Origin of the sequence: Solidesulfovibrio carbinolicus, assembly GCF_004135975.1 — a bacterium.
GTDB lineage: Bacteria > Desulfobacterota > Desulfovibrionia > Desulfovibrionales > Desulfovibrionaceae > Solidesulfovibrio > Solidesulfovibrio carbinolicus.
Genome location: NZ_CP026538.1, coordinates 3,264,965 through 3,289,667, shown reverse-complemented (window position 1 = coordinate 3,289,667; position 24,703 = coordinate 3,264,965). Strand labels below are relative to the sequence as shown.

At 68.4% G+C, this 24,703-nt stretch carries 18 protein-coding genes; 1 reads left to right on the top strand and 17 read right to left on the bottom strand.

The window, feature by feature from the left end; genetic code table 11:
• Positions 1 to 148: 148 nt before the first annotated feature.
• Entirely contained in the window at positions 149 to 2,416 is a 2,268-nt protein-coding gene (locus C3Y92_RS14650; RefSeq protein WP_129353764.1) for a Rossmann fold nucleotide-binding protein, read from the top strand.
• Between the two features lie 137 nt (positions 2,417 to 2,553).
• On the opposite strand, the gene C3Y92_RS14645 is transcribed toward C3Y92_RS14650, so the two are convergent.
• The 17 genes from C3Y92_RS14645 to C3Y92_RS14565 all read right to left on the bottom strand — a co-directional run bounded on the left by C3Y92_RS14645 (position 2,554) and on the right by C3Y92_RS14565 (position 24,688).
• Positions 2,554 to 4,692, bottom strand: coding sequence for an EAL domain-containing protein (locus C3Y92_RS14645; RefSeq protein ID WP_129353762.1), 2,139 nt, complete (start codon positions 4,690 to 4,692; stop codon positions 2,554 to 2,556).
• Positions 4,693 to 4,926: 234 nt separating this feature from the next.
• Positions 4,927 to 6,315, bottom strand: a complete 1,389-nt coding sequence (locus tag C3Y92_RS14640; RefSeq protein WP_129353760.1) for an NADH-quinone oxidoreductase subunit N — start codon at positions 6,313 to 6,315, stop codon at positions 4,927 to 4,929.
• 12 nt (positions 6,316 to 6,327) lie between these two features.
• Positions 6,328 to 7,809, bottom strand: coding sequence for a complex I subunit 4 family protein (locus tag C3Y92_RS14635; RefSeq protein ID WP_129353758.1), 1,482 nt, complete (start codon positions 7,807 to 7,809; stop codon positions 6,328 to 6,330).
• A 129-nt stretch (positions 7,810 to 7,938) separates the two neighbouring features.
• Positions 7,939 to 9,804 (bottom strand): NADH-quinone oxidoreductase subunit L, encoded by a 1,866-nt coding sequence (locus C3Y92_RS14630; RefSeq protein ID WP_129353756.1) that lies wholly within the window; start codon positions 9,802 to 9,804, stop codon positions 7,939 to 7,941.
• Positions 9,801 to 10,112, bottom strand: coding sequence for an NADH-quinone oxidoreductase subunit NuoK (locus tag C3Y92_RS14625; RefSeq protein WP_129353754.1), 312 nt, complete (start codon positions 10,110 to 10,112; stop codon positions 9,801 to 9,803). The genes C3Y92_RS14630 and C3Y92_RS14625 overlap by 4 nt, the downstream gene beginning before the upstream one ends.
• The gene (locus C3Y92_RS14620; protein WP_129353752.1) at positions 10,109 to 10,633 is read right to left on the bottom strand and encodes an NADH-quinone oxidoreductase subunit J family protein; all 525 of its coding nucleotides are present in this window, start codon (positions 10,631 to 10,633) and stop codon (positions 10,109 to 10,111) included. Before C3Y92_RS14620 ends, C3Y92_RS14625 begins: the two co-directional genes overlap by 4 nt.
• Positions 10,634 to 10,713: 80 nt before the next feature.
• Positions 10,714 to 11,271, bottom strand: a complete 558-nt coding sequence (gene nuoI, locus C3Y92_RS14615; RefSeq protein WP_129353750.1) for an NADH-quinone oxidoreductase subunit NuoI — start codon at positions 11,269 to 11,271, stop codon at positions 10,714 to 10,716.
• 8 nt (positions 11,272 to 11,279) lie between these two features.
• A complete protein-coding gene (nuoH, locus tag C3Y92_RS14610; protein ID WP_129353748.1) occupies positions 11,280 to 12,275 on the bottom strand; it encodes an NADH-quinone oxidoreductase subunit NuoH in 996 nt (331 codons plus the stop codon).
• Positions 12,272 to 14,647: an NADH-quinone oxidoreductase subunit NuoG gene (nuoG, locus tag C3Y92_RS14605; RefSeq protein ID WP_129353746.1), complete on the bottom strand. Its 2,376-nt coding sequence runs from the start codon at positions 14,645 to 14,647 to the stop codon at positions 12,272 to 12,274. Before nuoG ends, nuoH begins: the two co-directional genes overlap by 4 nt.
• A complete protein-coding gene (locus C3Y92_RS14600) occupies positions 14,635 to 15,999 on the bottom strand; it encodes a complex I 51 kDa subunit family protein (RefSeq protein ID WP_129353744.1) in 1,365 nt (454 codons plus the stop codon). Before C3Y92_RS14600 ends, nuoG begins: the two co-directional genes overlap by 13 nt.
• Positions 15,990 to 16,490, bottom strand: coding sequence for an NADH-quinone oxidoreductase subunit NuoE (gene nuoE, locus C3Y92_RS14595; RefSeq protein ID WP_129353742.1), 501 nt, complete (start codon positions 16,488 to 16,490; stop codon positions 15,990 to 15,992). The genes C3Y92_RS14600 and nuoE overlap by 10 nt, the downstream gene beginning before the upstream one ends.
• Positions 16,491 to 16,574: 84 nt before the next feature.
• The gene (locus C3Y92_RS14590; protein WP_129353740.1) at positions 16,575 to 18,956 is read right to left on the bottom strand and encodes an NADH-quinone oxidoreductase subunit B/C/D; all 2,382 of its coding nucleotides are present in this window, start codon (positions 18,954 to 18,956) and stop codon (positions 16,575 to 16,577) included.
• Positions 18,953 to 19,372 (bottom strand): NADH-quinone oxidoreductase subunit A, encoded by a 420-nt coding sequence (locus C3Y92_RS14585; RefSeq protein WP_129353738.1) that lies wholly within the window; start codon positions 19,370 to 19,372, stop codon positions 18,953 to 18,955. The genes C3Y92_RS14590 and C3Y92_RS14585 overlap by 4 nt, the downstream gene beginning before the upstream one ends.
• A 128-nt stretch (positions 19,373 to 19,500) precedes the next feature.
• Positions 19,501 to 21,462: a glycosyltransferase gene (locus C3Y92_RS14580; RefSeq protein WP_129353736.1), complete on the bottom strand. Its 1,962-nt coding sequence runs from the start codon at positions 21,460 to 21,462 to the stop codon at positions 19,501 to 19,503.
• The gene (locus tag C3Y92_RS14575) at positions 21,455 to 22,231 is read right to left on the bottom strand and encodes a hypothetical protein (protein ID WP_129353734.1); all 777 of its coding nucleotides are present in this window, start codon (positions 22,229 to 22,231) and stop codon (positions 21,455 to 21,457) included. The genes C3Y92_RS14580 and C3Y92_RS14575 overlap by 8 nt, the downstream gene beginning before the upstream one ends.
• A complete protein-coding gene (locus tag C3Y92_RS14570; RefSeq protein ID WP_129353732.1) occupies positions 22,218 to 23,471 on the bottom strand; it encodes a glycosyltransferase in 1,254 nt (417 codons plus the stop codon). The genes C3Y92_RS14575 and C3Y92_RS14570 overlap by 14 nt, the downstream gene beginning before the upstream one ends.
• 152 nt (positions 23,472 to 23,623) lie before the next feature.
• Positions 23,624 to 24,688, bottom strand: coding sequence for a hypothetical protein (locus C3Y92_RS14565; RefSeq protein WP_129353730.1), 1,065 nt, complete (start codon positions 24,686 to 24,688; stop codon positions 23,624 to 23,626).
• Positions 24,689 to 24,703 lie beyond the last annotated feature (15 nt).

Genomic DNA, 24,703 nt, shown 5'->3' with positions numbered 1-24,703 from the left:
GCGGTAGTGCGCTCCGGGCCGATCCCGGGGAAAGTCAGCCTTTGCCAAGCCTTACCAGCGCCGGGGCGTGGCGGCAAGGGGCAGGGGCCGACCGTTTCGGGGTTCCCCAGCCGGCCGGCTTGGCTTATAAGGGCCCTCCGGAGGCGATATGACCATATCCCCGCTCATTACCGGCGACGGCCAGCTCGTGGACATCGGCGACGTGCGCTACAACGACGAGCTTGCCGCGCCCCAGGCTTACGGCGTCATGCGGTTTTCCCACACCAGCGACGCCCTGCGCGGGTTGGTGCGCGATCTGCGCGACCGGGCCGCCCGCGAGGGTCGGGCGCTCACCGACTTCATGGACATCAGCGGCCGCAGCGGCCATTCCCGCATTGGCCTGGACATCCATCTGACCGGCGAAGCGCCGCAAGTGTCCGACGCGGCGCGCACGGTGGAGCTGCCCGTGGCCGTCACGGCCCTTAATGCCGTGCTGGCCGAATCCCTGGCCGATCTGCGCGGGCTTTGCGCCGACGGCGGCGTGGACTTCGGCCGGCTTTTTATTCCGCGCGGTCCGGCTGTTTCGCGCGAGGCCATTGCCGAGGCCATGGAGCGCGGCTGGCTGCTGTTGCCGCGAAAGCACAGCGTGGCCGAGGACGGCGTGGTGGAGATCGTGCTGGAAAACCTGCGCTACGTGCTGTCCTCACGGCTTCTGGGGGTGGGGCGCAATTTCGCCGAGATGGTGGTCAAGGGCAAGCACGGCCTGGGGATTTTCCAGAGCGTCTCCCCTGGCGGGCTGCCGCCCCTGCTGCCCGCCAAGGAATTCATGGTCGGCGCGGTGCATATCGCCCTGGGGCCTTTCACCGCCTTTCTGGAGCGCCCTACCAACCGGGCCGGGGTGTTCCATCTGGCCTCGCGGCTTTTGGACGGTATCCGCACCTCGGGCATCGCCACGCCGCGCCAGGTGGAGCTCTACAACGGCGGTGAGGAAGCGGCCGAGACCGACGGCTTGGCCGTGCGCTTGCGGCTCTATCCGCCCGACGTGCGGGTGGCCAAGCTGGCCGAGCGGGTGCTCACTCCGGGCCGCAGCCGCGAGGTGCTGGCTTCCGGCGTCGATTTCGCGGACTTGACCGACGTCTTCACGCCTTCTGTAGCCCGCACGCTTTTCGACGAAGTCACCGTTGATCCGGGCCAGGGCGGCATCTACGGCCGCATCCTCATGCCCGGCAAGATGATCGCCATTCCCTGGGAGCAGGAGGAGGGCGTGTGGCTGCGGGAATTCCAGTGGCGGCTGGTCTACGAATACGCCCGGGGCAACGTGCCCGAGGGGGTGCTGACCGGCGAGGAGATTCCCAAGCGGATGCGGCCGTTTCTCGACGACCTCAAGTACGTCGGCGGCGAGCAGAACCTGTCCAAGGTGTTCGTGTCCGACGCCTTGCCGCCGGCCGACACCTTGCGGGTGCTCAAGCGCAACGGCATCGGCGTGGCCGCCTCGCGGGGCATGGGCTGCGAGCCGGGCAAGGCCTGCCGGCTGCCGCATTTCCGCATGGACCAGACGCTCTACGAAGAGCTGGTGCGCCTGGAAGGCGAGGGCATGCGTTTTTACCTGCTCCTGGAGGTGAACGGCCAGGCCCAGGTGCGGGAGTTTTTCCGGGGGCTGTGGGTGACCCATGAGGGCCGGGAGCGGTTGCCGCGCATCCACACCACCATGGCCATGTTCGGGTCGGCCTGCGACGTGCTGGGGCCGGTCCTGACCGAACCCATCGCCGCGTTTCTCAAAAACATGCGCGACCATCCGCGCCTGGGCGAGGGGTTTGCCGTGGCCCACGGCTCGGGGCCGGGGGTCATGCGCATCGTGGACGACGCGGCGGCGGCGCTGGGCATCTTCCGCATGGGCGTGGGCATCGACGCCGAGGAGATCGGCCAGACGCCCAATTTCGCCCCCGAGGCCGTGGCCCAGTTCACCAACCTGGCCATGAACACCCGGCAGGATATCCTGGACCGGCGCTCACTCTTTAAGATCTTCAACCTCGGCGGCTTCGGCACGAGCTACGAAGTGAACATGGCGCTGACCTTTTTAAAGATCGGCCAGTGCCTGCCCGCGCCCTACATCTTCATCGACCCACTGGGCCTGGGGCGCGGCGGGGAGCCTTTCTGGCGCGAGACCTTGCGCCAGTTCGAGACGCTGACCAGCGATCTGGCCGGCGGCGGCCAGACCCTTGGCCCGCTTGGGCCGCGCTGGGTGGCCAACTGCTGCCACGAGGTGCGGGCCTATGAGGAAGGCTACGCCATCATGGCCGCCTTTGTGGACGACCCGGCCGCCTACTGGCGCGAGCACGGCATCGCCTTCGACCGGGTGCGCTTTGCCCGCGACAACCTCAAAAAGGCCGGCGTGCCCATCCCGCCTTACATCGAGGAAGCGCTGGAAGGGGAATAGGGAGAAGGGCGCTTGCCCCATCAAACGGCGTGACGACTAGGGCCTGCGAAACATTCGCGGGCCTTTTTCCGTGGCCGACTTGGGGGGTAGCTTGGGGGGTAACTTGGGGGGCGGCAAGGCCTCGTTTAGGGCTTCCGTCAGGCCGGCGTGGATCGTTCCCGGATGTAGGCCAGGCAGGCCTCGCCGGGCAGGGGGCGGCTGAAATGGTAGCCTTGAAAGACGTGAAAGCCGAACGACAGGAACCTGTCGACCTGCTCCTCGTTCTCGACACCTTCCACTACAGCAGCAATGTTCAGGCTGCGGCACAAGTCCAACATGCTCCGGGCGATCTGTTCGTTGACCCGGTTTTCGCAGGCGTCGGTCAGCGAGCGGTCGAGCTTGACCGTATTGACGGGAAACGCGCGCAGATAGCGCAACGAAGCATGGCCCATGCCGAAGTCGTCGATGGCCACGCGGATGCCCTGGGTCTGCAACTGGGTCAACGACTCGAGGATCTGCACGTCCGGTTCCAGCATGGACGTTTCCGTGATTTCCAATTCGATTTGCCGGGGATTGAGTTCGTGGCTTCGTATGGTGGCGAGGACCTCTTCGCCGAATCGGGGATTGAGAAATTGCTTTGGCGAGACGTTCACCGACAACCGCAGTTCCGGGGCGACAAAACGGCTCCAAGCCGCCCGCTGTTCGCATGCCTCGGCCAAGACGAAACAGCCGAGCTTGTCGATAAGCCCGGCTTCCTCGGCCAGGGCGACCGTGACCAAGGGCGAAATTTCGCCATAAATCGGATGCCGCCAACGCAGCAGGGCCTCCACGCCGGCAACACGTTCACCTAGGCAATCCAACTGCGGCTGGTACACCATATACAACTGGCTTCTGGACGTCAGGCATTTCTCCAGATCGCCGGCCAGCGCCTTGGATAGTCTGCCGACTTCTCCGGGATTGTCCAGGCATTTCCGCAGATGATGCGACTGCACGGACGCGGCTGTTTGGTAGAGGCTCTGCATGATGCGAATGCTGCTCTTCTTTCTGATGGCATCGGAGATTCTCACGAAGTATAAATAGACAAAAAATCCCAAGCCGATATTGACGCATTGCAGCATGACGCCGGCCATGGATTTCGTCGCCAGATACCCGCTGAGGAGCGGCGGGGACGTCCACGTGACAAGGGCGACGGTTTTGGGGACAATCTCTGCCATAGTGGCGAAATAGGCGGTGATGGTCTGCAGAATAGGCACGAGCAGAAAGGGAACGGCATAGACCGGGTTGAGAACGAGAGGGACGCCGAAAAGCAGCGGTTCGTTGACGTTGAACAAGGATGGAATGACGGCGAACAGGCAAAGCTTACGAATGCCCCGGTCGCGGCTGGAAAACACGATGGCCAGAATCAGGCTCAAGGTGCCGCCCGAGCCCCCGATTCTGGTAAACGTGTCAATGAACGTCTTCGTAACGATGTATTCCGGCACGGTGCCGTTGGCGAAAGCCGCGGCATTGGCCATCCCGTTTTGAATAAGGACAGACGCTTCGACGCTATGCAGCAGGTTCGGGCCATGCAGTCCGAAAAACCATAAGATCTGGGACATGCCACTGTACAGCAGGGCTACGAGAAGATCGTTGCCTGTGCCGGTAAAGGGCCAGACAATCAGTCTCGCCAAGCTGACTTGAAGATCTCCGAAGCCTAGGAAGAGCAAGCAGCCTTTTATCGCGACAAAAATAAGCACGGTCAGCATCGCCGCCGGCATGACGGCGAATCCGTCGCGAACAACGGGATCATAGCCGACCAAATCCAAAGGCAACATGATGCTTCTGCACTGGGAAAGCTTGAGGAAGAGGCCGCTGGCCACGAGGGCGACGGCCATGGCCAGAAGCAGTCCTCCGTCCATGGAGAAATACTGGCGGGGAAATGCGGTGTCGCTTGGCGCCAAGATGATGAAAAAACAGGAAAGAACAACCAAGATTGACATGATCGGACTGATGTGGAGATCTTGGTTGTTCTGGTTGACATACATGGCGCTGACGCCGCTGAGCGCGCAGAGTTGCGCCAATGAAGCAACGCCGAACGAACTGTTGATGAGAATGTCGCAGAGCTGGAGTCCGATGGGTCCGAGAAGCGCGTCTATGCGCAGCTGCGCGTTTGGGGAGGGAAAATTTCGAAGCAACAGCGCGATGGAACCCAACATGACCAAGGGTAGGACAAACGTCAGGCTTCGCTTGATGGCCAGGAACAGGGGATGCGCGCTCGTCGCGTCGAGCAGTCTGCCGGGTTGGATCAATGCGGTCATTTGGGAAATTTTTGGGATCAGCCGGGCTGCGGGCTGTCCGGGTAAGGCGAGACGAAGTATTGCGCGCGGTCAGATTCGGCCCAAACTCATCCTGCTCATTGTCGCTACAACTGTATATCTTTGTATTGTTGGAGAATAATATAGTTTTTCTAAAGGAATAGCAACAGTTTAACTGTTGCGCGCAGTGGGCTGGATTTCATAAGGAATGCAACGAGAAAGAGGTTCGACGCGCGCCTACGCGCCGCCGAAAAGGGCGGCGATGGTTCCGAGCAGCGTCTGGGGGAACAGCCCCAGGCCGACCAAGCCCGCAGCCATGACGCCAAGGGCCAGGGTTGCGGCCGGGCCGGTCGCGTAGACGGCGGCCGGGTGGGCGATGAGCGATTCCCGCATGTAGAGCGCGGCCAGCAGGCGAAGCGCATAGAACACGCCGACCACGGCCGTGATGATGCCAAACGCCGCCAAGCCGACATAGCCGGCCGACAGGGCCGCGCCAAAGACCAGGAACTTGCCGACAAAGCCGGCCGTGGGCGGCAGGCCGGCCAGGGAGGCCAGGCCGATGGCCAGGACGCCGGCCCGCCAGGGATGGACGTAGCCCAGGCCCCGGTAGGCGGCGATGTCGTCGCGGTCGCCGATCTCGGCCGACAGCGCCCCCACCGCGCCGAAGGCGGCCAGATCCATGAGCGCGAAGGCGGCCAAGTAGAACAGCGCCGCCTCGCCGCCGCCGTCGTTGACGGCCATGGCGGCCATGAGGATGTAGCCCATCTGGGCGATGGAGGAATAGGCGAGCAGGCGCTTGACGCTTCCCTGGGCCACGGCCCCGAGGTTGCCCACGGCCATGGTCAGGCCGGCGGCTACGGCCAGGGCCGGCCAGAGCAGTTCCTTGGCCTCGGGCGAGACTTCCGAACAGACATGGAGCAGGGCGGCGGCGGCGGCGGCTTTGGACCCCGACGACAGGAAGGCGGCCACCGGGGCCGGCGCGCCCTGGTAGACGTCGGGCGTCCAGAGATGCACCGGGGCCAGGGACAGCTTAAATCCCACGCCGATGAGAACAAGGGCCAAGCCGGCGGCGGTCAGGGGGCCGGGCGCGGCCAGGGAGGCGGCGATCTCCAGGGAGCCGGAGGCGGCGTAGATAAGCGCCATGCCGAAAAGCAGCACGGCCAGGGCCATGGCCCCGGGCAGGAAATACTTGAGCGCCGCTTCCGTACCCAGGTTGTCGTCAAGGCGGGCGGCGATGAGGGCGTAGAGGCACAACGAGGCCAGCTCCAGCCCCACGGCCAGCATGATCCAGTCGTCGGCGTCGGCCAAAAGTAGCATGCCCAGGGCCGACCACAGGAGCAGGCCGTAGAGGGCGTCGCCGGCAAAGCCCCGGCGCTTAGCGTAGCGGGCGAGCAGGCCGATGGTGGCCAGGGCGATGACCGAAAGCAGGCCGGCGTAGAAACAGGCGATGGGGCTGCCGCCTTGGGGGCCGGCCACGGCCCACAGCCCGGGCAGGGCGGCGAACAGGCCGGCGGTTACGGGGTAAAAGCCGGCCGGCACGGACCGGGCCATGGACAGGCACAAGACGAGGAGTCCGCCAAAGGCCAGGCAGAGGTGGGGGAAATAGGCGACGACAAAGGCGCTCATGACGTTCCTCGCTTAGAGACCCGGCCAGACGCGGGCGGCAATGGCGTTAAGCGGCTCGGCGGCCAGCCCCAGGACCGGCCCGGGGAACAGGCCCAGCCAGACGATGCCGACAGCCAAAAGGGACAGCAGCACCGTTTCCCGGGCGTCCAGGTCGGGGAAGGGCAGGGCCGAGCGCGGCGGGCCGTAGAGCACGTCCCGGGCCAGACGCAGCAAGTAGACCAAGGTCGCGGCCATGCCGGCCACGGCCAGGCCGGCGGCCAGGACGTTCACCTTGAAAAGCCCGAAGACGATCATGGCCTCGCCCACGAACCCGGACAGCCCCGGCAAGGCGGCCGAGGCCAGCACGCAGAACAGAAAGGCCGCGCCAAAATGCGGGGCCTTGTTCCAGAGGCCGCCGAGGATGGTAAAGCGCCGGCTGCCCAGACGTTCGCCGATGGCCCCGGCCAGGGAGAACAGGCCGCCGGAAGTCAGCGCATGGCTGACCATGAGCAGCACCGCGCCGCCGAGGGCCAGCCGGCTGCCCGAAACGATGGCGGCCACGGCCAGGCCCATGTGGCCGATGCTGGAATAGGCGATGAGCCGTTTAACGTCCTCCTGGGCCACGGCCACGGCCGAGGCGTAGAACAGCCCGACCAGGCCCAGGACGGTCAGCGCCGGGGCAAAGGCGTGGGCGGCTTCGGGAAAGAGCGGCAGGGCGAAGCGAATGAGCGCATAGCCGCCGGTTTTGAGGAGCAACCCGGCCAGGATGAGGCTGCCGGCGGTGGGCGCTTCGGTGTGGGCATCGGGCAGCCACATGTGGACCGGGATCAGAGGAATCTTGATGGCGAACGACAGCACGAAGGCGGCGAAAAGCCAGCGGCCGACGTTTTGCGGGATGTCCAGGCGGGTAAGCGCCTCCAGGGCGAAGTTCGGGCCGTCCGGGGCGCCCGCTGAGAGCACGCCCAGGGCGATGACGGCCAGGAACATGAGCAGGCCGCCGGTGGCCGAAAAGAGGAAGAACTTCATGGCTACGCGCAGCTTGTCGCCGTGGCCGAAGACGCCGATGAGGAAAAAGACCGGGATGAGCTGGGCTTCCCAGAAAAGGGCGAAGAGAAAGACGTCCGAGGCCAGGAAGATGCCCTGGACGGTGGTGAGCGAAGCCAGGATGAGGCCATAGTAGAGGGCCGGGCGCTCCCGGTCGTCGTGGCGCGAGGCCAACATGCAGCACAGGCCGATCAGCGCGGTCAGGACCACGAAAATGAGGCTCAGGCCGTCCAGGGACAGGCTGTAGCGAATGCCGAAGGACGGAATCCAGGCGGCGTCTTCGATCAGGGCCGGGCCGAAGGAGCCGGCCGCGAACAGGCCGGCGATCAGGGCGCACAGGGCCAGCTCGCCCAGGGCGGCCAGCAGGGCGAATCGGCGGCAGGCGACGGCGTCGCCCCGCAAGGCGGGCATGACGCAGGCCGCGACCAGGGGCCAGAAGATGATCAGGGACAGCCAGGGCAATTGCCGCATGATGGCTCCATACTAAACGTTATCCCGTTCGCCGCCGTCGCGGCCTCATCCTTCCCCCTTCCCCCATATGGGGGGTCCGGGGGCCTCAGGCCCCCGGCCGCCGGAGGCATCTTCTCTTCTCTCTCCCTCTCACCCCAACCGCGCCGCCAACCAGACCAGCAGCACGGCGCACGCGCCGAGCAGGGTGGCCATGGTGGTGGCCGGGCGGGCCGAGCCCAGGCGGGCGGCGGCCCGGGACAGGCGGCCCACGCCCGAGGCCGTGGCCGTTGTCGCGCCATCGAGAACGTCCTCGTCCAGACCGCGCCACAGCCAGGCGGCCAGCCGCAGGTAGGGCCGGGCGATGGCGCGCAGGCCAAAGGCGTCCAGGCCCAGGCCGGCTGTGAGCGCGCCGGCCGGGGCGGGCACCGGATGGCGGGCGGGCTTGTAGAACACCCAGGCCAGCCACAGGCCGGCCAAGGCAATGAGCGCGTCGAGAACTTCCACGAACAGTTCGGCATGTTCGGTTTCGGGCGGCAGGGGCGCGACGGTTCCGGCCAGATAGCTGTCGAGCAGGGCCGGGATGCCCAGGAAATGGGGCGGATTGGCGAAGCCGTAAACCACGGCCAGGATGGCCAGGGGCCACAGGGGGAGTTCCATGCGCCGAAGGGCCGGTTCGGACACGAGCTTGGCCGGATCGGCCGGATCGCTGAAAAAGGCCACGAAGAGCATGCGGAAGACGTAGAGGGCGGTGAGAAACGCGGCGGCCGCGCCCATGACGAAGGACAGCAGGAAGATGGGGCCGGGGTGGGCCAGGGCGTCGGCCAGGGCGCGGCCCTTGCTGAAGTAGCCCGAGGTCAGGGGCAGGGCGGCCAGGGCGGCCGCGCCGCAGGCGAAGAGGATAAAAAGCCCGGGCAGGGCTTTTCGCAGGCGCGCGCCCATGCGGAAGATGTCGTGTTCCTCGTGGAAGGCCTGGATCATGACGCCGGCGGTCATAAACAGCAGCGACTTGAAAAAGGCGTGGGCCTGCAAGTGGAAAAACGCGCCGCCGTCGTCGCCGCAGCCGGCGGCCAGGAACATGTAACCGACCTGGCTGATGGTGGAATAGGCCAGGATGCGTTTGACGTCGCGCTGGGCCAGGGCGCAGGCCGCGCCGTACAGGGCCGTGGCCGCGCCGATGAAGGCGGCGGCGGCTCCGACTACCGGGGCCATGGCCAGCATGGGGGCCAGGCGCATGAGCAGATACACGCCGGCCGTGACCATGGTGGCGGCATGGATGAGGGCCGAAACCGGGGTGGGGCCGGCCATGGCGTCGGGCAACCAGGCCGAAAGCGGCAACTGGGCCGATTTGCCGCAGGCGGCGAAGAGGAAGAGCAGCCCCAGCAGGGTGGCCGTTTCCGGCGACATGGTGGCGGCGCTGGCGGCTATCCCGGTCAGCGAGGCCGAGCCGGAGGCGGCGATGATAAGCCCCAGGGCGGCCACGTAGCCGAGGTCGCCGACGCGGGTCATGAGAAAGGCCTTGCGGCCGGCGTCCACGTTGGGCAGCTCCTCGTGCCAGAAGCCGATGAGCGCGAACGAGCAAAAGCCCACGCCCTCCCAGCCCAGGAAAAGCAGGACGAGGTCGTCGGCCAGGGCGATGACCAGCATGAAGAAGACAAAGAGATTCAAGTAGCAGAAATAGCGGGCGAAGGACTTGTCCTCGCGCATGTAGATCGCGGAATAGAGATGGATGAGCAGGGCGACGAAGGTGACGGTGACGCACATGAGCCCGGCCAGCCGGTTGTAGAGCATGGAGAATTCAGCGGTGAAGCCGTCGAAGGCGATCCACTGGCCGAAGGAGACGGTCACAGGCTGGGGGCCAAGGTTCCAGACGCCGGCCAGGGCGGCGGCCAGGGCGGCGGCCATGGCCAGGGCGGCGAGTCCTCCGGAGGCGGCCCGGGAGAGTTTTGGCCGCAGGGCGGCCTGGAGCACGGCCCCGGCCAGGGGGAAGGCGAGCAGGCAGGCGAGGGCGGTGGTCATGACTCCTCCCCGAGGCGGTGGTAGCTGTCGGCGCGGTCGGTGCCGCCGCCGCGACGGCCGTGGACGAGGAGCGCCAGACCCAGGCCGGCTTCGGCGGAAGCCAGGCCCATGATAATGATGACGGCAGCCTGGCCGTCGAGGTTGTTCCAGGCGAGCCCCGCGCCGGCAAAGGCCAGTCCGGCGGCGGCCAGCATGAATTCCACGCCGATGAGGATGAGGAGAATCGAGCGCCGGGCAGCGGCCATGACGCCGCCGACGGCGAAGAGCAGGGCGGCCACGGCCAGGACATGGGAAAGGGGCACGATCATGCGGCCCGACCTCCGGCGGCGGTTTTGCGGCCGGTTTTGCCCCGGCCCAGGAGCATGACGGCGGCCAAGGCGGCAAACAGCAGGATGGAGACGGCTTCCACGGCCAGCCAGTATTTGTCAAAAAGGATGATCCCCACGGCGGCCGGTCCGGCCATGGCCGCCGGCAGCAGGGTCTTGGCCGTGGGATCGGCCCCGATCAGGGCGAACAGGGCCACCAGGGTGGCGGCGGCCAGGGTGGCCGGGACGAGGAACCGGCCCGGGGGCAGGGCGCCGTCGCCGGCCGGCAGGCCAAGCAGCATGATGACGAAGAGAAAGAGCACCATGATGGCTCCGGCGTAGACCACGACGGTCAGTACGCCCGGCAGCGGCGCGCCAAGCACGGCCAGCATGGCCCCCACCGACAGAAACACGGCCACGGCGCAGCACACGGCATGGACGGGATTGCGCCGGGTGGCGGTGAGCACGGCCGCGCCCAGGCCCAGGGCGGCGAACAAATAAAACAGCGCGCCAAGCGGTGTCATTGTTTACTCCTCATTTTCCCCATATGGGGGGTCCGGGGGCCTCAGGCCCCCGGCCGCCGGAGGCTCTTTTCCCCTGCCCGTCAGGGCATAATACTCTTCACATCCACCGGCTCGTCTTCATCAATATGGCTGCCCTTGGGCGTGCCGGCGGCGATGCCGGCGTGGGCGTAGAAGTCGTAGTCGGGATGCTTGCCGCCGTGGTCCACGAGGAGTTGTTCCTTTTCGTAGACGAAGTCGGCGATGTCGTCCTTGCAGAAGGCGAATTCGGGCGTGAGCTGCAGGGCCAGGGTGGGGCAGGCCTCCTCGCACAGGCCGCAGTAGATGCAGCGGGCGAAGTTGATGCGAAACCAGGCGGCCTGGCGGCGGCCGTTTTCGCCTTCCTCGGACTGCATGGAGATGCAGTTGACCGGGCAGGCCCCGGAGCACAGGTAGCAGGCCACGCAGCGTTCGTTGCCGTCGGGGGAGCGGGTCAGGATGATGCGGCCGCGCGTGCGCGCGGGCATGGGGCGCTTGTATTCCGGGTACTGTTCGGTGACGGGCTTACGGAACAGGTGGGTGAGGGTGGCGGCATAGGAGCCGGCCAGGCCGGCCGCGCCTTCGATGACCGCCCCGAGCAGGCTGTGTTTTTCGTCGGCCATGGATTGCCTCAGGCGGCGGCCACGAGAATCGCGCCGGTTAGAAGGACATTGAGCAGCGCCAGGGGCACGAGAACCTTCCAGCCCAGGGCCATGAGCTGGTCGTAGCGCAGGCGCGGCAGCGAGGCCCGGGTCCAGATGAGAAAGACCGGCACGGCCAGGACCTTGATCCCCAGCCAGACGATGGGCGGCAGGATCGGCCCGTGCCAGCCGCCGAGGAAAAAGACGGCGATAAGCGCGCCCAAAAGCACCATGTTGACGTATTCGCCGACGAAGAACAGGGCGAAGCGCATGCCGGAATACTCGGTGTGGAAGCCGGCCTGCAGCTCGTTTTCGGCTTCGGGCAGGTCGAAGGGGATGCGCTTGGTCTCGGCCAGGGCGGCGATGATGAAGAGGAGAAAGGCAAAGGGTTCCGTGACGGCGAAGGGCAGCCCGGACTGGGCGGCCACGATGTCGGAGAGGTCGAGCGACCGGGCCCGCATGACCACGGGCACAAGCGACAGCCCAAGGGCCAGCTCGTAGCTGATCATCTGGGCCGCGCCGCGAATGCCGCCCAGCAAGCTGTACTTGTTGTCCGAGGTCCAGGCCCCCAGGGCCAGGCCGTAGACGGCGAGCGACGACAGGGCCAGGACCAGCAGCAGCCCGACGTTGGTGCGCACGATGACCTGGGGCACGGCGTGGCCGAGGATGGTGAGCGTCTCGCCAAAGGGCACCAGCATGAAGGCGAAAAGCGCCATTCCGGCGACCACGGCCGGGGCCACGAGGAAGATGCGGCGGTCCACGCCGTCGGGGATGATGTCTTCTTTCAGCAGCATCTTGAGGCCGTCGGCCAGGGGCTGGAGCAGGCCGAAGTAGCCGACCCGGTTGGGGCCGTAGCGGACCTGGAACCGGCCCAGGAGTTTTCGCTCCAGGAGAATCATGTAGGCGGCCAGCCCCAGGGCCACAGCCAGGGCCACGGCCATTTTGACGAGCATGACGCCGACGCCGATGAGCAGTTCCGCGGTCATGACGTTTTCCTCCGGCCCAAGTCGTCTGGTCCAATCGTCGGGGGCAGGGCGGCGAATTGCGGCAGCCGGGGCACGACCACCACGCCACGGGCCAGGCCAGGGTCGAGGCGTACTACGGCCGTGGCCGGCGCGTCGCCGTTGCCTAGGGCGGCCGTCGCGCCGTCGACGAGACCCAGGCCGGCGGCATCGTCGGGATGGAGCAGGACCACGGCCGGCCCGGTCTTGCCGGCGACCAGCGGCGCGTATCGGGACAGCTCGTCCCCGCCGAAAAAGGGCGTTTCCAGAACCACGGCCAAGCCCTCGGCAGGCGAAGGCGCGGCCGATTCGGGCGTGGCCGGCTCCCGGCCGGGGTAGGCCGGGCGCAGGCCTTGGTCGGGAAGCGTCAGCGGGTCCAGGCCGGCCAGGACGGGATGCGCGGCCAGGGCCTCGGCCAGGGGATGGCGCGGCAGCTCCACAGAAAGGGCGCGGCCCAGGCGGTCGCACCAGAAGGCGGCCGGGGCCGGGTCCGTGCCGGGAAGCGGCCGGGCGTAGTCCCGGGGCGGATGGTCGCCCGCGCCGTCGGCCAGCACGGACAGGCCCGGGGCCTGGACCGGTTCGGCGCGCTGGAGCCGGCCGTCGCTGGCGGCAAGGGTTCCGCCAGTCTCGAACAGGTCGGCGGAGGGCAAAAACACCTGGGCGGCGGCCACGGTGGGCGTGGGCAGATGATCGAGGACGATCAGGGCCTCCAGGGCGGCGAGCCGGGCGGCCAGGGCCGGGGCGGCGGCGAAAAGGTCGGTTTCCACGGCAATGACGGCCTTGATCCGGCCGGCGGCCACCTCGGCGGCCAGATCGTCCAGGCTCGGGGCCTGGGCCGGGGCCAGCAAGGCCGCGCCGGCCGCGCCGGCCGCAGACAATACCGGCAGCAACCCGAAACGGTCGCCGTCCGGCAGGCTGCCGGCCAGGGCCGGGGCGTACACGATGGCCGGGTGCTTGGCCCCGGCCATGGCCTTGGCCAGGGCTTCCAGACGCGGCCACAGCTCGGGAGCCAGAGGGAATTTTTGCTGGATAAGTCCCGAGGCGTCCTCGCCGGCCCCGGCCACGGCCAGGACAGCCGCCAACTGGCCCGGGGCCAGGGGCAGATGGACGTGGTCCAGGGGTAGGGCCAGGGGCCGGGGATCGGCCAGGAAGACCTTGGCTCCGGCCCGGGCGGCCTGACGCAGGGCCAGGGTCAGCATGGGCGCGTCGGCAAGCGGCGACAGGCCAACCGCCAGCACGGCGTCGGCCTTGGCGAGGTCGGCCAGGGACCGGGCGCGGGCGGGGGTGAGGGCGTACAGCGCTTGCCGGACTTGCCCTTGCTCCCGGGCGGCGGCGAAAAAGGCCGGTCCGCGCCAGCCGGCCGCCCGGGCCAGGGCAATCACTGCAGCCTGGGTTTCCATGGTGGAGCGCTGGCCGCCGACAACGGCCACGGCGGCCGGGCCGTGGCGTTTGGCCGCCGCCGCCAGCAGCCCGGCGGCGGCCCGCAGGGCCTCATCCACCGCGACCGGCCGGCCGGCGGTCTGGGGCAAGCGCGGCCGGTCCGGGGCGGACTGGTAGCCGAAGCCGTAACGCCCCCGGTCGCAAATAAACGCGCCGTTGACTGCGGCGTTGTCCCGGGCCTCGACGCGGGCCACCCGCCGGTAGCGGGACAAGGCCGTGACGTTGCAGCCAAGGGAACAATGCAGACACACCGACGGGGCGCGCTGGCAGTCCCAGCGCCGGGCCACGAACCGGCCGGGCTTGTCGGTGAGCGTGCCGGTGGGGCACAGGTCGGCCAGATTGCCGGCAAAGGGATTTTCCAGAGGGCCGTCCTCGAACCGGCCGAAATAGACGCGGTTGGCGTTTTGCATGGGGCCGAAGTCGCGGTAGCCGCAATACTCCTGATAGAACCGGGCGCAGCGGTAGCAGTGGATGCAGCGGTTCATCTCGTGCTGGATAAACGGCCCCAGATCCTGGTCCTGATAGGTGCGCTTGCGGCCCGGGAAGCGGCGCAGGCTGTGGCCGCCGGAGATGGTTTCGTCCTGGAGCAGGCAGTGGCCGCCCTCGTCGCAGACCGGGCAGTCATGGGGGTGGTTGGCCATGAGCAGTTCGATGATCTGGCGGCGAAAGGCCACGGCCTTGGGGTGGCCGGTCTCGACCACCATGCCGTCGGCGGCCGGGGTCATGCAGCTCATCTCCAGGCCCTTGACCGGCCCCTCGACGAACATCACGGCGCACAGCCGGCAGGCTCCGGCCGCGCCCAGGGCCTTGTGCCAGCAAAAGCGCGGGATCATGACCCCCGCCCGCTCGGCGGCCTCGATGACCGAAACGCCCTTTTCCACGGAGATGGGGCGACCGTCGATGATCAGATCGGGCATTGGTCCTCCGGGCAGGGGGTGGGGCCGAACTGGGGCGGCCGGGTGCCGCAGGCCTTGCCGCGCACATGGGGCGGCGGGTTGCCGAAGGGGCAGCGCTTTTCGGTCACGTGCGCCAGGACCTCGTCCATGAAATGGGTGAGCAAGCCCCGCAACGGCTCGGCCGCGCCCGGGGCAAAGGCGCAGTAGGCGAGGTCGAGGACGGGCAGCATCTCCTGGAGCATGGCGATGTGTTCCTCGGTCCCCTCGCCGCTTTCGATGCGGCGCAACAGCTCGCGCACGTAGGGGATGCCCTCGCGGCAGGGCGTGCACCAGCCGCAGGATTCCCGGGCGAAAAATTCCATGAGCGACAAGGTGGCCCCGACCAGACAGGTGTCCTTGTCGAAGACCATGAGCGAGGCCGTGCCGAAGCGCTGACCGGCCTTTTTCATCGGGTCGAAGTCCATTTCCAGGTCGAGCAGGGCCTCGGGCAGATAGGGCGTGGACGCGCCGCCGGGGATGACGGTCTTGAACGTCTTGCCCGGGGGCATACCGCCGGCGTGTTCGAAGATGATCTCGCGGATGGTGACGCCGATGGGCAGCTCGTAGCAGCCGGGACGGGCGACCTGGCCCGAGACGCTGTAGAGCTTGGTGCCCGAGCCGGTTTCCGAGCGGGCCAGGGATTTGAACCAGGCCGGCCCGTTTCGCACGATGCCGGGCAGATTGGCCAGGGTTTCCAAATTGTTGACGATGGTCGGGCAGTCCCACAAGCCCTTCACGCTGGTGCGCGGTCCGCCCTTGCGGGGATTGGGGCGAAGTCCCGAGATGGCCTTGATCTGGGCCGAGGCCTCGCCGCAGATGTAGCGGCCAGCGCTTCGGTGGACGTGGACGTCGAAGCAGAATTCCGTGCCCAGGATGTTCTTGCCAAGAAGCCCCCGCTCCCGGGCCACTTGGGTTTCCTGTTCGATGAGCCGGGCGTCGCCCTCGTAGGAGGGGCGGATGAAAAACACGCCTTCGCAAGCCCCCACGGCGTAGGCGCACAGGATGATGCCTTCGATGACGAGGTGGGGATCGACGTTGACCAGGATGCGGTCCTTGAAGGTGCCGGGCTCCATCTCGTCGGTGTTGATGACCACGTAGCGGGTGCCCACGTGGTCGGCCGGGATGCCCTGCCATTTGCGGCCGGCCGGAAAGCCGGCCCCGCCCCGGCCGCGCAGGTCGGCGTCAAGGACGAGTTGGAGCACTTCGGCCGGGGTGCGCTGGCCGATGGTGGCGCGAAGGGCCTCGTAGCCGCCGCCGGCCATGTATTCGTCGATGGTGGCCGGCCGGCCGAGGTGGCGGTTTTTGAACAGCACTTGCGGGATGTCTACTTGCATCGCACCGGCTCCTCGGTTCCCGCCCGCAGTTCGGCGATGACGGCGTCCACGGCCTCGGGGGTGAGACGGTCGTAGAAGCGGCCGTTTATAAGCATGGTCGGGGCGTTGTGGCAGTTGCCCACGCAGGCCGCCGGCAGCACGGTAAACAGGCCGTCTTCGGTGGTGCCGCCGGGCGGCACGCCCAGGGTGCGGCAGAGGTAGTCGAAGATGGAATCCTGGTGGAACATCCAGCAGACCACCGAGTCGCAGACGTGGATGACGTAGCGTCCTACGGGCCGGCGGTAGAGGTAGTCGTAGAAGGTGGCCAGGGATTCGAGTTCGAGGGTGGTCATGCCGAGGACCTCGGCGGCCCGGTGCATGGCTTCGTCGCAGAGATAGCCGTAGTGGTGCTGCAGGGCGTACATGACGTCCACGGCGGCCTCGCGGGGATTGTCCACGGCGGTGACGAGGCGGCGCAGTTCGGCTTGAAGTTCGGGCGGCAGGGGCGACATGGGGCGTCAGGCCTCCGGGCGTTGCCGCGTCTTGGCTGGTGAGCGGCGGTTTTGGCGTGGCTGGGCGGGCGTCGTCATGGCGGCTTATCGGTCGATGTCCGGCAGGATGTAGTCGTAGGAGGCCAGCACGGCCACGCAGTCGGCGATGGAAAGCCCTTCGATGATGTGCGGCAGGGCCTGGACGTTGGCGAATCCCGGAGTGCGGATGCGCATCCGGTAGGCATGGCAGCCGCCGTCGGAGACCACGAAATAGCCCTGCTCGCCGCGCGGCGCTTCGGTGGCCGCGTAGGCCATGCCCGAGGGCAGGCGCGGGCCGCGCGTCACATTGACGAAATGGTGGATGAGGCTTTCGATGTCTCTAAGCGCCGCGTCCTTCTGGGGCAGGCAGTAGCGGGCGTCGGCCGAGAGATGGCGGCCTTCCGGCATCCTGGCCGCCGCCTGTTTGATGATGCGCAGGCTCTCGCGCATCTCGTCCATGCGCACGAGGTAGCGGTCGTAGCAGTCGCCGTTTTGGCGGGTGGGCACGTCGAAGTCGAAGTCGGCGTAGGCCCCGTAGGGCATGGCCTTGCGCCGGTCCCAACTCACCCCGGCGGCGCGCAGGTTGGGGCCGGTGACGCCCCGGTCCGTGGCCTCGGCTGCCGTGATGCCGCCCACGCCCTTGGTCCGGGCCTTGACGATGGGATTTTTGGTCACCCCGGCGTGGTATTCCTTGAGCCGGGCCGGGAAGATTTTGACAAACGCCTCGACTTGCTCCTTCCAGCCCTCGGGCAGATCGGCGGCCAGGCCGCCCAGGCGCAGCCAGGAAGGATGCAGCCGGCCGCCGGTTACGGTCTCGATGATGTCCAGCACCATCTCGCGCTCCCGCAGAGCGTAGAAGATGGGGCTCATCATGCCGAGGTCCTGCAGGAAGGTGCCGAAATACATGAGGTGGTTGGACAGCCGGAACAACTCCGAGAGCATGACCCGGGCATAGGCCGCCCGGGGCGGAACCTCGATGCCGGCCAGCTTCTCCACGGCCGTCACGTAGGACAGGTTGTTGGCGATGCCGGACAGGTAGTCCACCCGGTCGGTGTAGGGGATGAACTGGTGCCAGGTCTGGCGTTCGCCGATCTTTTCCACGCCCCGGTGGTGGTAGCCGATGTCGATGCCCATGGCTTTGATGCGCTCGCCGCGAAGGGCCATGACGAAGCGGATGATGCCGTGGGTGGCGTAGTGGTGGGGGCCGAAATTGAGCAGATAATCGCCGTCCTTGGCCCGCTCCCCAAGGATCTCGGCGGCGTCCACCGGGGCCAGGCGCGCGCAGTCCTCGCGGGTGAAGGCCGGCATGTTGGTGGCCCGTCCCTCGTAGTCCTTGCGCAGGGGATGGCTGACCCAGTCGCGGTGGGTTAAAAGTCGCCGGGGATCGGGGTGGCCGTCAAAGCGCAGGCCGAACATCTCGGCCGCCTCGCGCTCGTACCAGTTGGCCGCGCTCCATACGCCCGTGGCCGTGGGCAACGTGGCGTCGCGGCTTTGCAGCGGGCAGAGAAGCCGCACCATGGTCGCCCGGGACAGCGAGGTCAGGGTATACACGGCCGTGGCTTCGTGGCCGACCGGAGTCTTGCGGGCGGTTTCGTCGATGGCGGTCAGGTCTTCCAGCCGCTCGAAGCGGGTGGGGGCCTTGTGTTTCAGATGGGCCAGGACGTCGGCGATGCGGCTTGGCGCGACGGTAAAGGTCGGCATGTCGCCGGGCGCGTCCGGGCCGGCCGCGAGCCGGGCTTCGTCGCCGTAGACGGCGGCCAGATCGGCGGCCAGCACTTCCTGTTCGCGGGAAAGCGTCAGTCCCGGGGCCGGCGGGGTCCACAGCACCTCGGCCCGGGAGCCGGCAAAACGCGGTTCGGTGGCGGCCGTGCCCCGGATGGGGATGCCGGCGTACCCCGGGCCGCGCGTGTCGCGGGCCTTGGTGCGGCCATCGACAAGATAATCCTCGCGCCCGCCTTGGGAGCCGCCGGGCAGGTGCAAGACCGGCCGGGTGGGGCGTTCGCCGGCGTCGATCTTTTTTTGCAGGAGCATGAGCCCCTCGAAAACCGCCTCGGGCCGGGGCGGGCAGCCCGGGATGTAGACGTCGACGGGCAAAATCTGGTCCGAGCCTTGAACGACGGAATAGACGTCGTACATGCCGCCGGAATTGCTGCACGAGCCCATGGAGATGACCCACTTGGGGTCACTCATCTGTTCGTAGAGCTGCAGGGCCACCGGGGCGATCTTTTTAAACATCGTGCCCGAAACGATGAGCACGTCGGCCTGCCGGGGCGAACCCCGAAAGACCTCCGAACCGAAGCGGGCGATGTCGTAGCGCGGTCCCCAGGCCGTGGCTTCCTCGACGAAGCAGCAGGAAAGCCCGAAGAAAAAGGGCCAGAGGCTGTTTTTGCGGGCCCAGTTGATGACGGCGTCGGCCGGGCGGAAAAGCTGGTCGGCGGTCGAGGTCACAGGCCTTCCTCCTCGTCCCAGTCGAGGGCTCCCTTGGACCAGGCGTAGGCCAGCCCGATGCCCAGGACGATGATGAAAACGGCCATGCGCAGGTAGCCGGCCAGTCCCAGTTCCGGCCAGGCGGCGGCGTAGGCGATGATGTAGGCGGTTTCGACGTCAAAGAGCAAAAACAGCACGGCTACGAGGAAAAAGGGCACGGGATAGCGGAACCGGCCCGGTCCGGTGGGGATGATGCCGCACTCGTAGGGCTGTTGCTTGGCGGGGCTTGGCCGGCGGCGGGTCAAAAAGCCGGAGAGGAAAAGGATGATGGCCATGACGCCGCAGACGATGCCGATATAGACGACAAGGGGCAGCGCCCCGGGATTCCAGGGGGAAAAGGGCGCGTCCAGGGGGACGTAGGCCAGGGGCTGGGGCATGGGGCCTCGCTTGTCGGCGTTGGCGTCGTCCGGACCGGAGGGTCCGATTGGAGTCCACCATACCCGCAACCGGATGAATTGCAACCGGTTCGCGCGGCAAGGGCGCGTCGAAGGCGCGACAGGCCGTCTTACGCCAGTCCCCCCGGAACCGGTGGCCGGGCGAAAAGGGCCAGCAGCCGGTCGTTGACCTCCCGGCCGGACAGCGTCAGGGGCAGCCGCCAGCCAAAGCCCGCAGCGGCGATGCGCTCGCCCACGGCCCCGATGTCGAAGCCCACGGTCCACAGCCCGGCCCGCCAGGCTTCGGTCAGGGCGTAGCACCAAGTTTCCGGCCACACCGACAGGCACAGCGCCGCCTGGCAACCCAGTTCCCGCACCACGGCCTCGGCTTCGCCCTCGGCGTAGCGGCCGGTGACGAACACCCGGCCCGTGCCGAAAAGCGCGAAATCGTCCTTGGTGAAGCCGGCCACGGCAAAGGCCAGCGGCAGTTCGCGCCGGGCCGCGTCCCGGGCCATGGCCAAGAGCACCTCGTAGCCCTTGTGGGAGCCGATGGCCCCGATAAGGGCCAGCCGCAGGGGCGTGCGGCCGTCCCAGGGGAGAAACGCCGGGAACGGCGGCGGGGCGAAGGCCGGTTCGGGATGGGGCGCGACCATAAGCGGCGCGTCCGGAAAATGCCGGGCCAGGCGGGCGGCCGCATCCCGGGAGGGGGCCAGCACCCGGCCGGCCCCGGCCAGGAGCCGGGCCGAGCGGGCCACGAGCTGCGGCGCGGGCGGCAGATCGTTTTCCAGGGGCACGCCCGCCGCCACGCAGCGCAGGCAATCCTCGGGCGCGGGTTCGTCGCAGGGCAGACCCGTGTCGTCGAGCAGCGTGATGCGCGGGCAAAACCAGGCGTAATCGTGGACGCGGGCCTCGTAAGGCACGCCCAGGGCCTCGGGCAGGGACAGCACGCTCTCGGGCAGATCGAGGAAATGGTGGAGGACGACCCCGGCCGTGCCCAGGGCGCGCAGGTCGGCCACAAGCGCCGCCCAGTCGTCCGGCAGGGCGTAGACGAGATTTGGCGTGTCCGGCGCGCCGGTCAGGGTCAGGCGCACCCGGTTGTCCGGCTCGGCCGGCTCAGGTGTCACGGCATGAGCGGCCGGGACGAGCAGCCCGGCGTCGTAGCCAATCTCCGCCAGTTCGGCCGCTTCCTCGGCCAGCCGCCGGGCCGTGCCGCCGTCCAGGCCGTGGCACAGGCGCAGGATCAGCGGCGCGCGGGCCGTGCGCGTCAAGCGGGCCATGTCCGCCGCCCGGCGCAGGGGCAGGGCCGGATCGCGCCGGGTGAAACCGGCTATGATGTCCAGGTAGTCGGGATGGCGCGCGGCCAGGGTCGCCAGATTGCGGGCCAGGGCGGCGTCTTTCGTCGCCCCGAAGGAGGCCCCGCCGGCGTGGACGACGTAAACGTCGGCGCACAACACGTTGCGCCAGCCCAAGGCCACGGCCCGGCGGCAAAAATCGTTTTCCTCGCCGTAGCCCCGGCCAAAGGCGGCGACGTCGAAATCGCCCAGGGCTGAGAGCGCGTCGCGGCGGATGTAGAGGCAAAACCCCACGCCCGTGGGGATGTCGCAGGTCCGGCCGGCGTTTATCCGGGCCAAAAGCGCGTCCAGGGCGGCCGGGGCGATGTCGCCGGGCAGGGGATTGTCGGCGTTGAACGCCGGATAGGAGCAGATGGTGGCGTTGTTGGAAAAGGGCGTGGCCGTGGCGATGTCCGGGGCGCTGTGGGCGGCGGCGGCCAGACGGTCGAGCCAGCCGTCGAAAACCAGGGCGTCGCTGTTGAGCAGCACGACGTCGTGGGCCGGACCGTAGGCCATGCCCCGGTTGGCCGAGGCCGGGAAACCGAGGTTGGCCGGGTTTTCGAGCAGGATGATGTGTCCGGCCCCGGCCAGCTGGCGCAGCCAGTCGGTCAGGCGTGAATCGGGCGAGGCGTCGTTGACCACGATGAGCCGGGGCCGGGCCTGCCCGGCGGCGCGAAGGACCGATTCCAGGCAGGCCCGGGTTTCGGCCAGGCCCTTGTAGACCGGGACCACCACATTGATGACGGCAGGCAGGTTACGCATGGCCGACCTCGGCCGGGCCGGCGGTCAAGGGCGAGCCGAAAAGGGGAAGGCCGTCGTCGGCCCGCACGACCTCAAGCCCGGCGACGTCGAGGTTTGGCGGCAGGGCCATACGGAAGCCGCCAAGGGCGGGGAGGCCGGCCAGGGGGGCATCGGCGACGGCCCGGCCCACAGGCAGGCCGTCGGCCAGGATGCGGACTTCCGCAGGCGTGGGCGAGCAGCGGCGCAGGCAGCCCGTGACGGTGGTCCCGTCGCGCCAGACAGCGCCCCAGGCCTTGCCGCCGCAGCACACGTCCACGAGTCCGGCGGCCAGACGGAAGGTTTCCAGGGCGTCCGGGGCGCGCAGCAGGGCCACGGCGGCCGGCAGTCCGGCGGCCGGCCGGTTGGCGGCCAGGGCGGCCCGGACGGCGGCCAGACAGGCTCCGGCGTCCTTTGGGCAAAGCGCTTCGGCGGCCAGGGCTTGGTTGAGCGCCTCGTCGGGAAAGCCGGCCTCGGCCAGGGCATTGGCCGCCAGGACGCGGGCCAGGGCGCTTTTGGGGGCCAGCCGGGCCGCCCGGCGGGCGAAGGCGGCGGCGGTGGGGCCGTCGCCCAGACGCCGGGACAGTTCGATGACCATGGCCAGGGCCTCCACATGCAGGGCCGGCTGGCCGAGCAGGGGCAGGGCCAGAAGCCTGGCCTGAGCCGGATCGCTTCCGGCCAGGGCTCTGGCGGCTTCCAGGGCGCGCCGGGCGGCCGGCGTGGGCGGGGGCAATACGGCGTCAGGCGTGGGCATCGAAGTCTCCGGCCAGGGTTTGCTCGATCAGCCGGACCTGGGCCGGCAGGCAGACACGGTCCCGGTCGTAGCGGGTGGCGATGGTTTCCCGGGCCAGGGCGCGCAGGGGGGAGAGTTCCCGGCCCCGGGCCAGGGCTTCGGCCACCTGCTCGGCCAGGGTCTGGTGGTCGAAAAAATCCACGAGCAGGCCGTTTAAGCCATGGGCCACCACCTCGCGCACCGGTTCGGTGTCCGAAGCTACCAGCAGGCAGCCGGCGGCCATGGCTTCCAGGCACGACCAGGACAGCACAAAGGGATAGGTGAGGTAGACATGGCAGGCCGACATGGCCAGGGCGGCCAGATAGTCGGGGTAGGCAAGCTTGCCCAGGAAATGGACCCGCCCCGGGGCCACCGGGCATTCGGCCAGGTAGCGCTCCCGGTAGGTCTGGCCGTCCGGCAGGCGCAGACCGTAGCTCACGCCGTCGCCGCCGATGATAAGCACCCGGCACCGGGGCCGCAGGCGCAGCAGACGCGGCAAGGCGCGCATGAAGGTGTGGAAGCCCCGGTAGGGTTCCAGGTCGCGGGCCACGTAGGTGACCACCTCGTCGCCCGGGGCCAGGGCGAGGCCGTGCGCGGGCAGGAGGAGCCGGGCGGCCGGATCGGGGCGCACGACGTCCGTGTCCACGCCTTCGTGGATGACCTCGATTTTGTCCCGCAGTCCGGCCGGATAGCCCTGGCGCTGCCAGGCCGTGGGTGAAACGCCGCGATGGCAGGCTTCCAGGGCCAGCAGCCCGGCGGTTTTTTGCAGCCGCACCGTGGGCCACTGGAACTGGGCCAGGGGGTATTCGGGGTCAAAGGCGGCTTCGGGGCCCTTGGGGTCGTAGTGGTGCTCGCAGTAGCAGACATGGCGCGCCTCGGGAAAGACGTCCTTTAAAAACAGGGCTTCACCCCAGCCGGGGTGGGCGTAGACCAGGTCCGGAACCAACCCGTTCCGGCGCAGGTTGCGGGCCGTTTCCAGCACGGCCGCGCCGCGTCGAATCTGTTCCTCAAGGTTGCGGGCCAGGGCCTGGAGCTGGGGAGGGGCCTGGCCGATGTCGTGGTAGGGGGCATCGACGACGCCGGGCAGGGGGGCCTGCCGGCCGGCCTCCCGGATGGCGCACACGCGGGTGGCCGGCTGGCGTACAAAATGTTCGGCCAAGCCCTGGAACTGGGCTGGGAAGTCGCGGTGGACAAACAGGATGGTGCGCTGGGGGTGGGCCATGGCGGGCCTTGTGCCCTGGCCGGGCCGGCGGGTTTGGCGACCGTTTCGGGCGGAACAGGGGATTGTGCCTGGCCTGCCCTGGTTGGCCCCCTGGGCTTGCCCGGCCGCGCATCCGCCTGGGACGGAAAACGCGACCGGACGGCGAGGGCGTTTTAGCCCTTGGGTTCCAGGATGACGGCCAGGGATTCCAGGGCGTCGCCGGGCACGGGAGAGCGCAGGAATTCGCCGTTGCGCGCGGCGGGCACGGGGCCGGCGTTTAAGAAGGTCCCGGCGTAGGCGATGGCATAGCGTCCGGCCGTGTCGCCGCCGAGCGTGGCGGCAAAGCCGAGCATGGGCGCGCCGGTTCCCCGGGAGCCGGTGAATTGGGGCGGACTCACCCAGGGCATGGGCTGCCCGTTGGGGCCGATGGCGGCGTATTGCAGATCCTGCAAAGCCACGCCTTCCACATAAAGGGCCACGGCTTCCAGGCGTCGCTTGGAGCCGGGCCGGCCGGCGCCCTGCCCGGGCTCGAAGGCCACGTCGCCTTCGCCTTCCAGGTGGCCGGCCATGCGCACCACCGGCATGGGGCCGGCGGGGGCGCTTGGCGGGGTAAACGTCCGAGGCGGTTGGGGCGCGGCCGGAGCCGGCTGCCCGAAGGCCGGCGCCGGTTGGCCGAAGCTCGGCGCCGGTTGGCCGAAGGCCGGCACCGGTTGGGCAAATCCCGGCTGTGGCTGGGCAAAGCCCTGGGGGCCGCCGAAGGCGGGCGCGGCCTGAGGCTGGCCGGGGTAGCCGCCAAAGGCGGGCTGCCCGCCGTGGGGGGAATAGGATAATCCGCCGCCGGCAAAAGGCTGCATGGGCGGCTGCTGGGGCATTGTCGCCTGGGGTTGGGCCGGGTTATGGCGCTTGATGTCCATGCGAATGCCGGTGGTGGCGTATTCGCTTGGCCGGTAGGTGGTAAAAAGGAGGAGGCCGCCGGGCTGGGCCACGGTGAGGGCGACGCTGTCGCCGGTCCTGGTCAGCCAGGCCGAGTGGCCGTCGGGCGAGGCCAGGCGGCAGGCCCCGGCGCTGCCGGGCAGAACATCGACGCGGATGCAGGGAAAGGTCGAGTTGGCCAGGCTGACGGCGGGATGTTCCATGCCGCCGACGACGATGGTGTATTCGCCGGGAGGAAACGGCGCCAAGGTGGCCTCGCTGGCGAGCATGGTCTCCAGACGTTGGTTTTGTTGTTGTGCGTGCATTGGGGCTCCTTGTCG

Bases quoted from the DNA above. Each gene is read 5' to 3' on its own strand.
- C3Y92_RS14650 (WP_129353764.1), top strand. From the start codon at position 149: ATGACCATATCCCCGCTCATTACCGGCGACGGCCAGCTCGTGGACATC.
- C3Y92_RS14645 (WP_129353762.1), bottom strand. From the start codon at position 4,692: ATGACCGCATTGATCCAACCCGGCAGACTGCTCGACGCGACGAGCGCG.
- C3Y92_RS14640 (WP_129353760.1), bottom strand. From the start codon at position 6,315: ATGAGCGCCTTTGTCGTCGCCTATTTCCCCCACCTCTGCCTGGCCTTT.
- C3Y92_RS14635 (WP_129353758.1), bottom strand. From the start codon at position 7,809: ATGCGGCAATTGCCCTGGCTGTCCCTGATCATCTTCTGGCCCCTGGTC.
- C3Y92_RS14630 (WP_129353756.1), bottom strand. From the start codon at position 9,804: ATGACCACCGCCCTCGCCTGCCTGCTCGCCTTCCCCCTGGCCGGGGCC.
- C3Y92_RS14625 (WP_129353754.1), bottom strand. From the start codon at position 10,112: ATGATCGTGCCCCTTTCCCATGTCCTGGCCGTGGCCGCCCTGCTCTTC.
- C3Y92_RS14620 (WP_129353752.1), bottom strand. From the start codon at position 10,633: ATGACACCGCTTGGCGCGCTGTTTTATTTGTTCGCCGCCCTGGGCCTG.
- nuoI (WP_129353750.1), bottom strand. From the start codon at position 11,271: ATGGCCGACGAAAAACACAGCCTGCTCGGGGCGGTCATCGAAGGCGCG.
- nuoH (WP_129353748.1), bottom strand. From the start codon at position 12,275: ATGACCGCGGAACTGCTCATCGGCGTCGGCGTCATGCTCGTCAAAATG.
- nuoG (WP_129353746.1), bottom strand. From the start codon at position 14,647: ATGCCCGATCTGATCATCGACGGTCGCCCCATCTCCGTGGAAAAGGGC.
- C3Y92_RS14600 (WP_129353744.1), bottom strand. From the start codon at position 15,999: ATGCAAGTAGACATCCCGCAAGTGCTGTTCAAAAACCGCCACCTCGGC.
- nuoE (WP_129353742.1), bottom strand. From the start codon at position 16,490: ATGTCGCCCCTGCCGCCCGAACTTCAAGCCGAACTGCGCCGCCTCGTC.
- C3Y92_RS14585 (WP_129353738.1), bottom strand. From the start codon at position 19,372: ATGCCCCAGCCCCTGGCCTACGTCCCCCTGGACGCGCCCTTTTCCCCC.
- C3Y92_RS14580 (WP_129353736.1), bottom strand. From the start codon at position 21,462: ATGCGTAACCTGCCTGCCGTCATCAATGTGGTGGTCCCGGTCTACAAG.
- C3Y92_RS14575 (WP_129353734.1), bottom strand. From the start codon at position 22,231: ATGCCCACGCCTGACGCCGTATTGCCCCCGCCCACGCCGGCCGCCCGG.
- C3Y92_RS14570 (WP_129353732.1), bottom strand. From the start codon at position 23,471: ATGGCCCACCCCCAGCGCACCATCCTGTTTGTCCACCGCGACTTCCCA.
- C3Y92_RS14565 (WP_129353730.1), bottom strand. From the start codon at position 24,688: ATGCACGCACAACAACAAAACCAACGTCTGGAGACCATGCTCGCCAGC.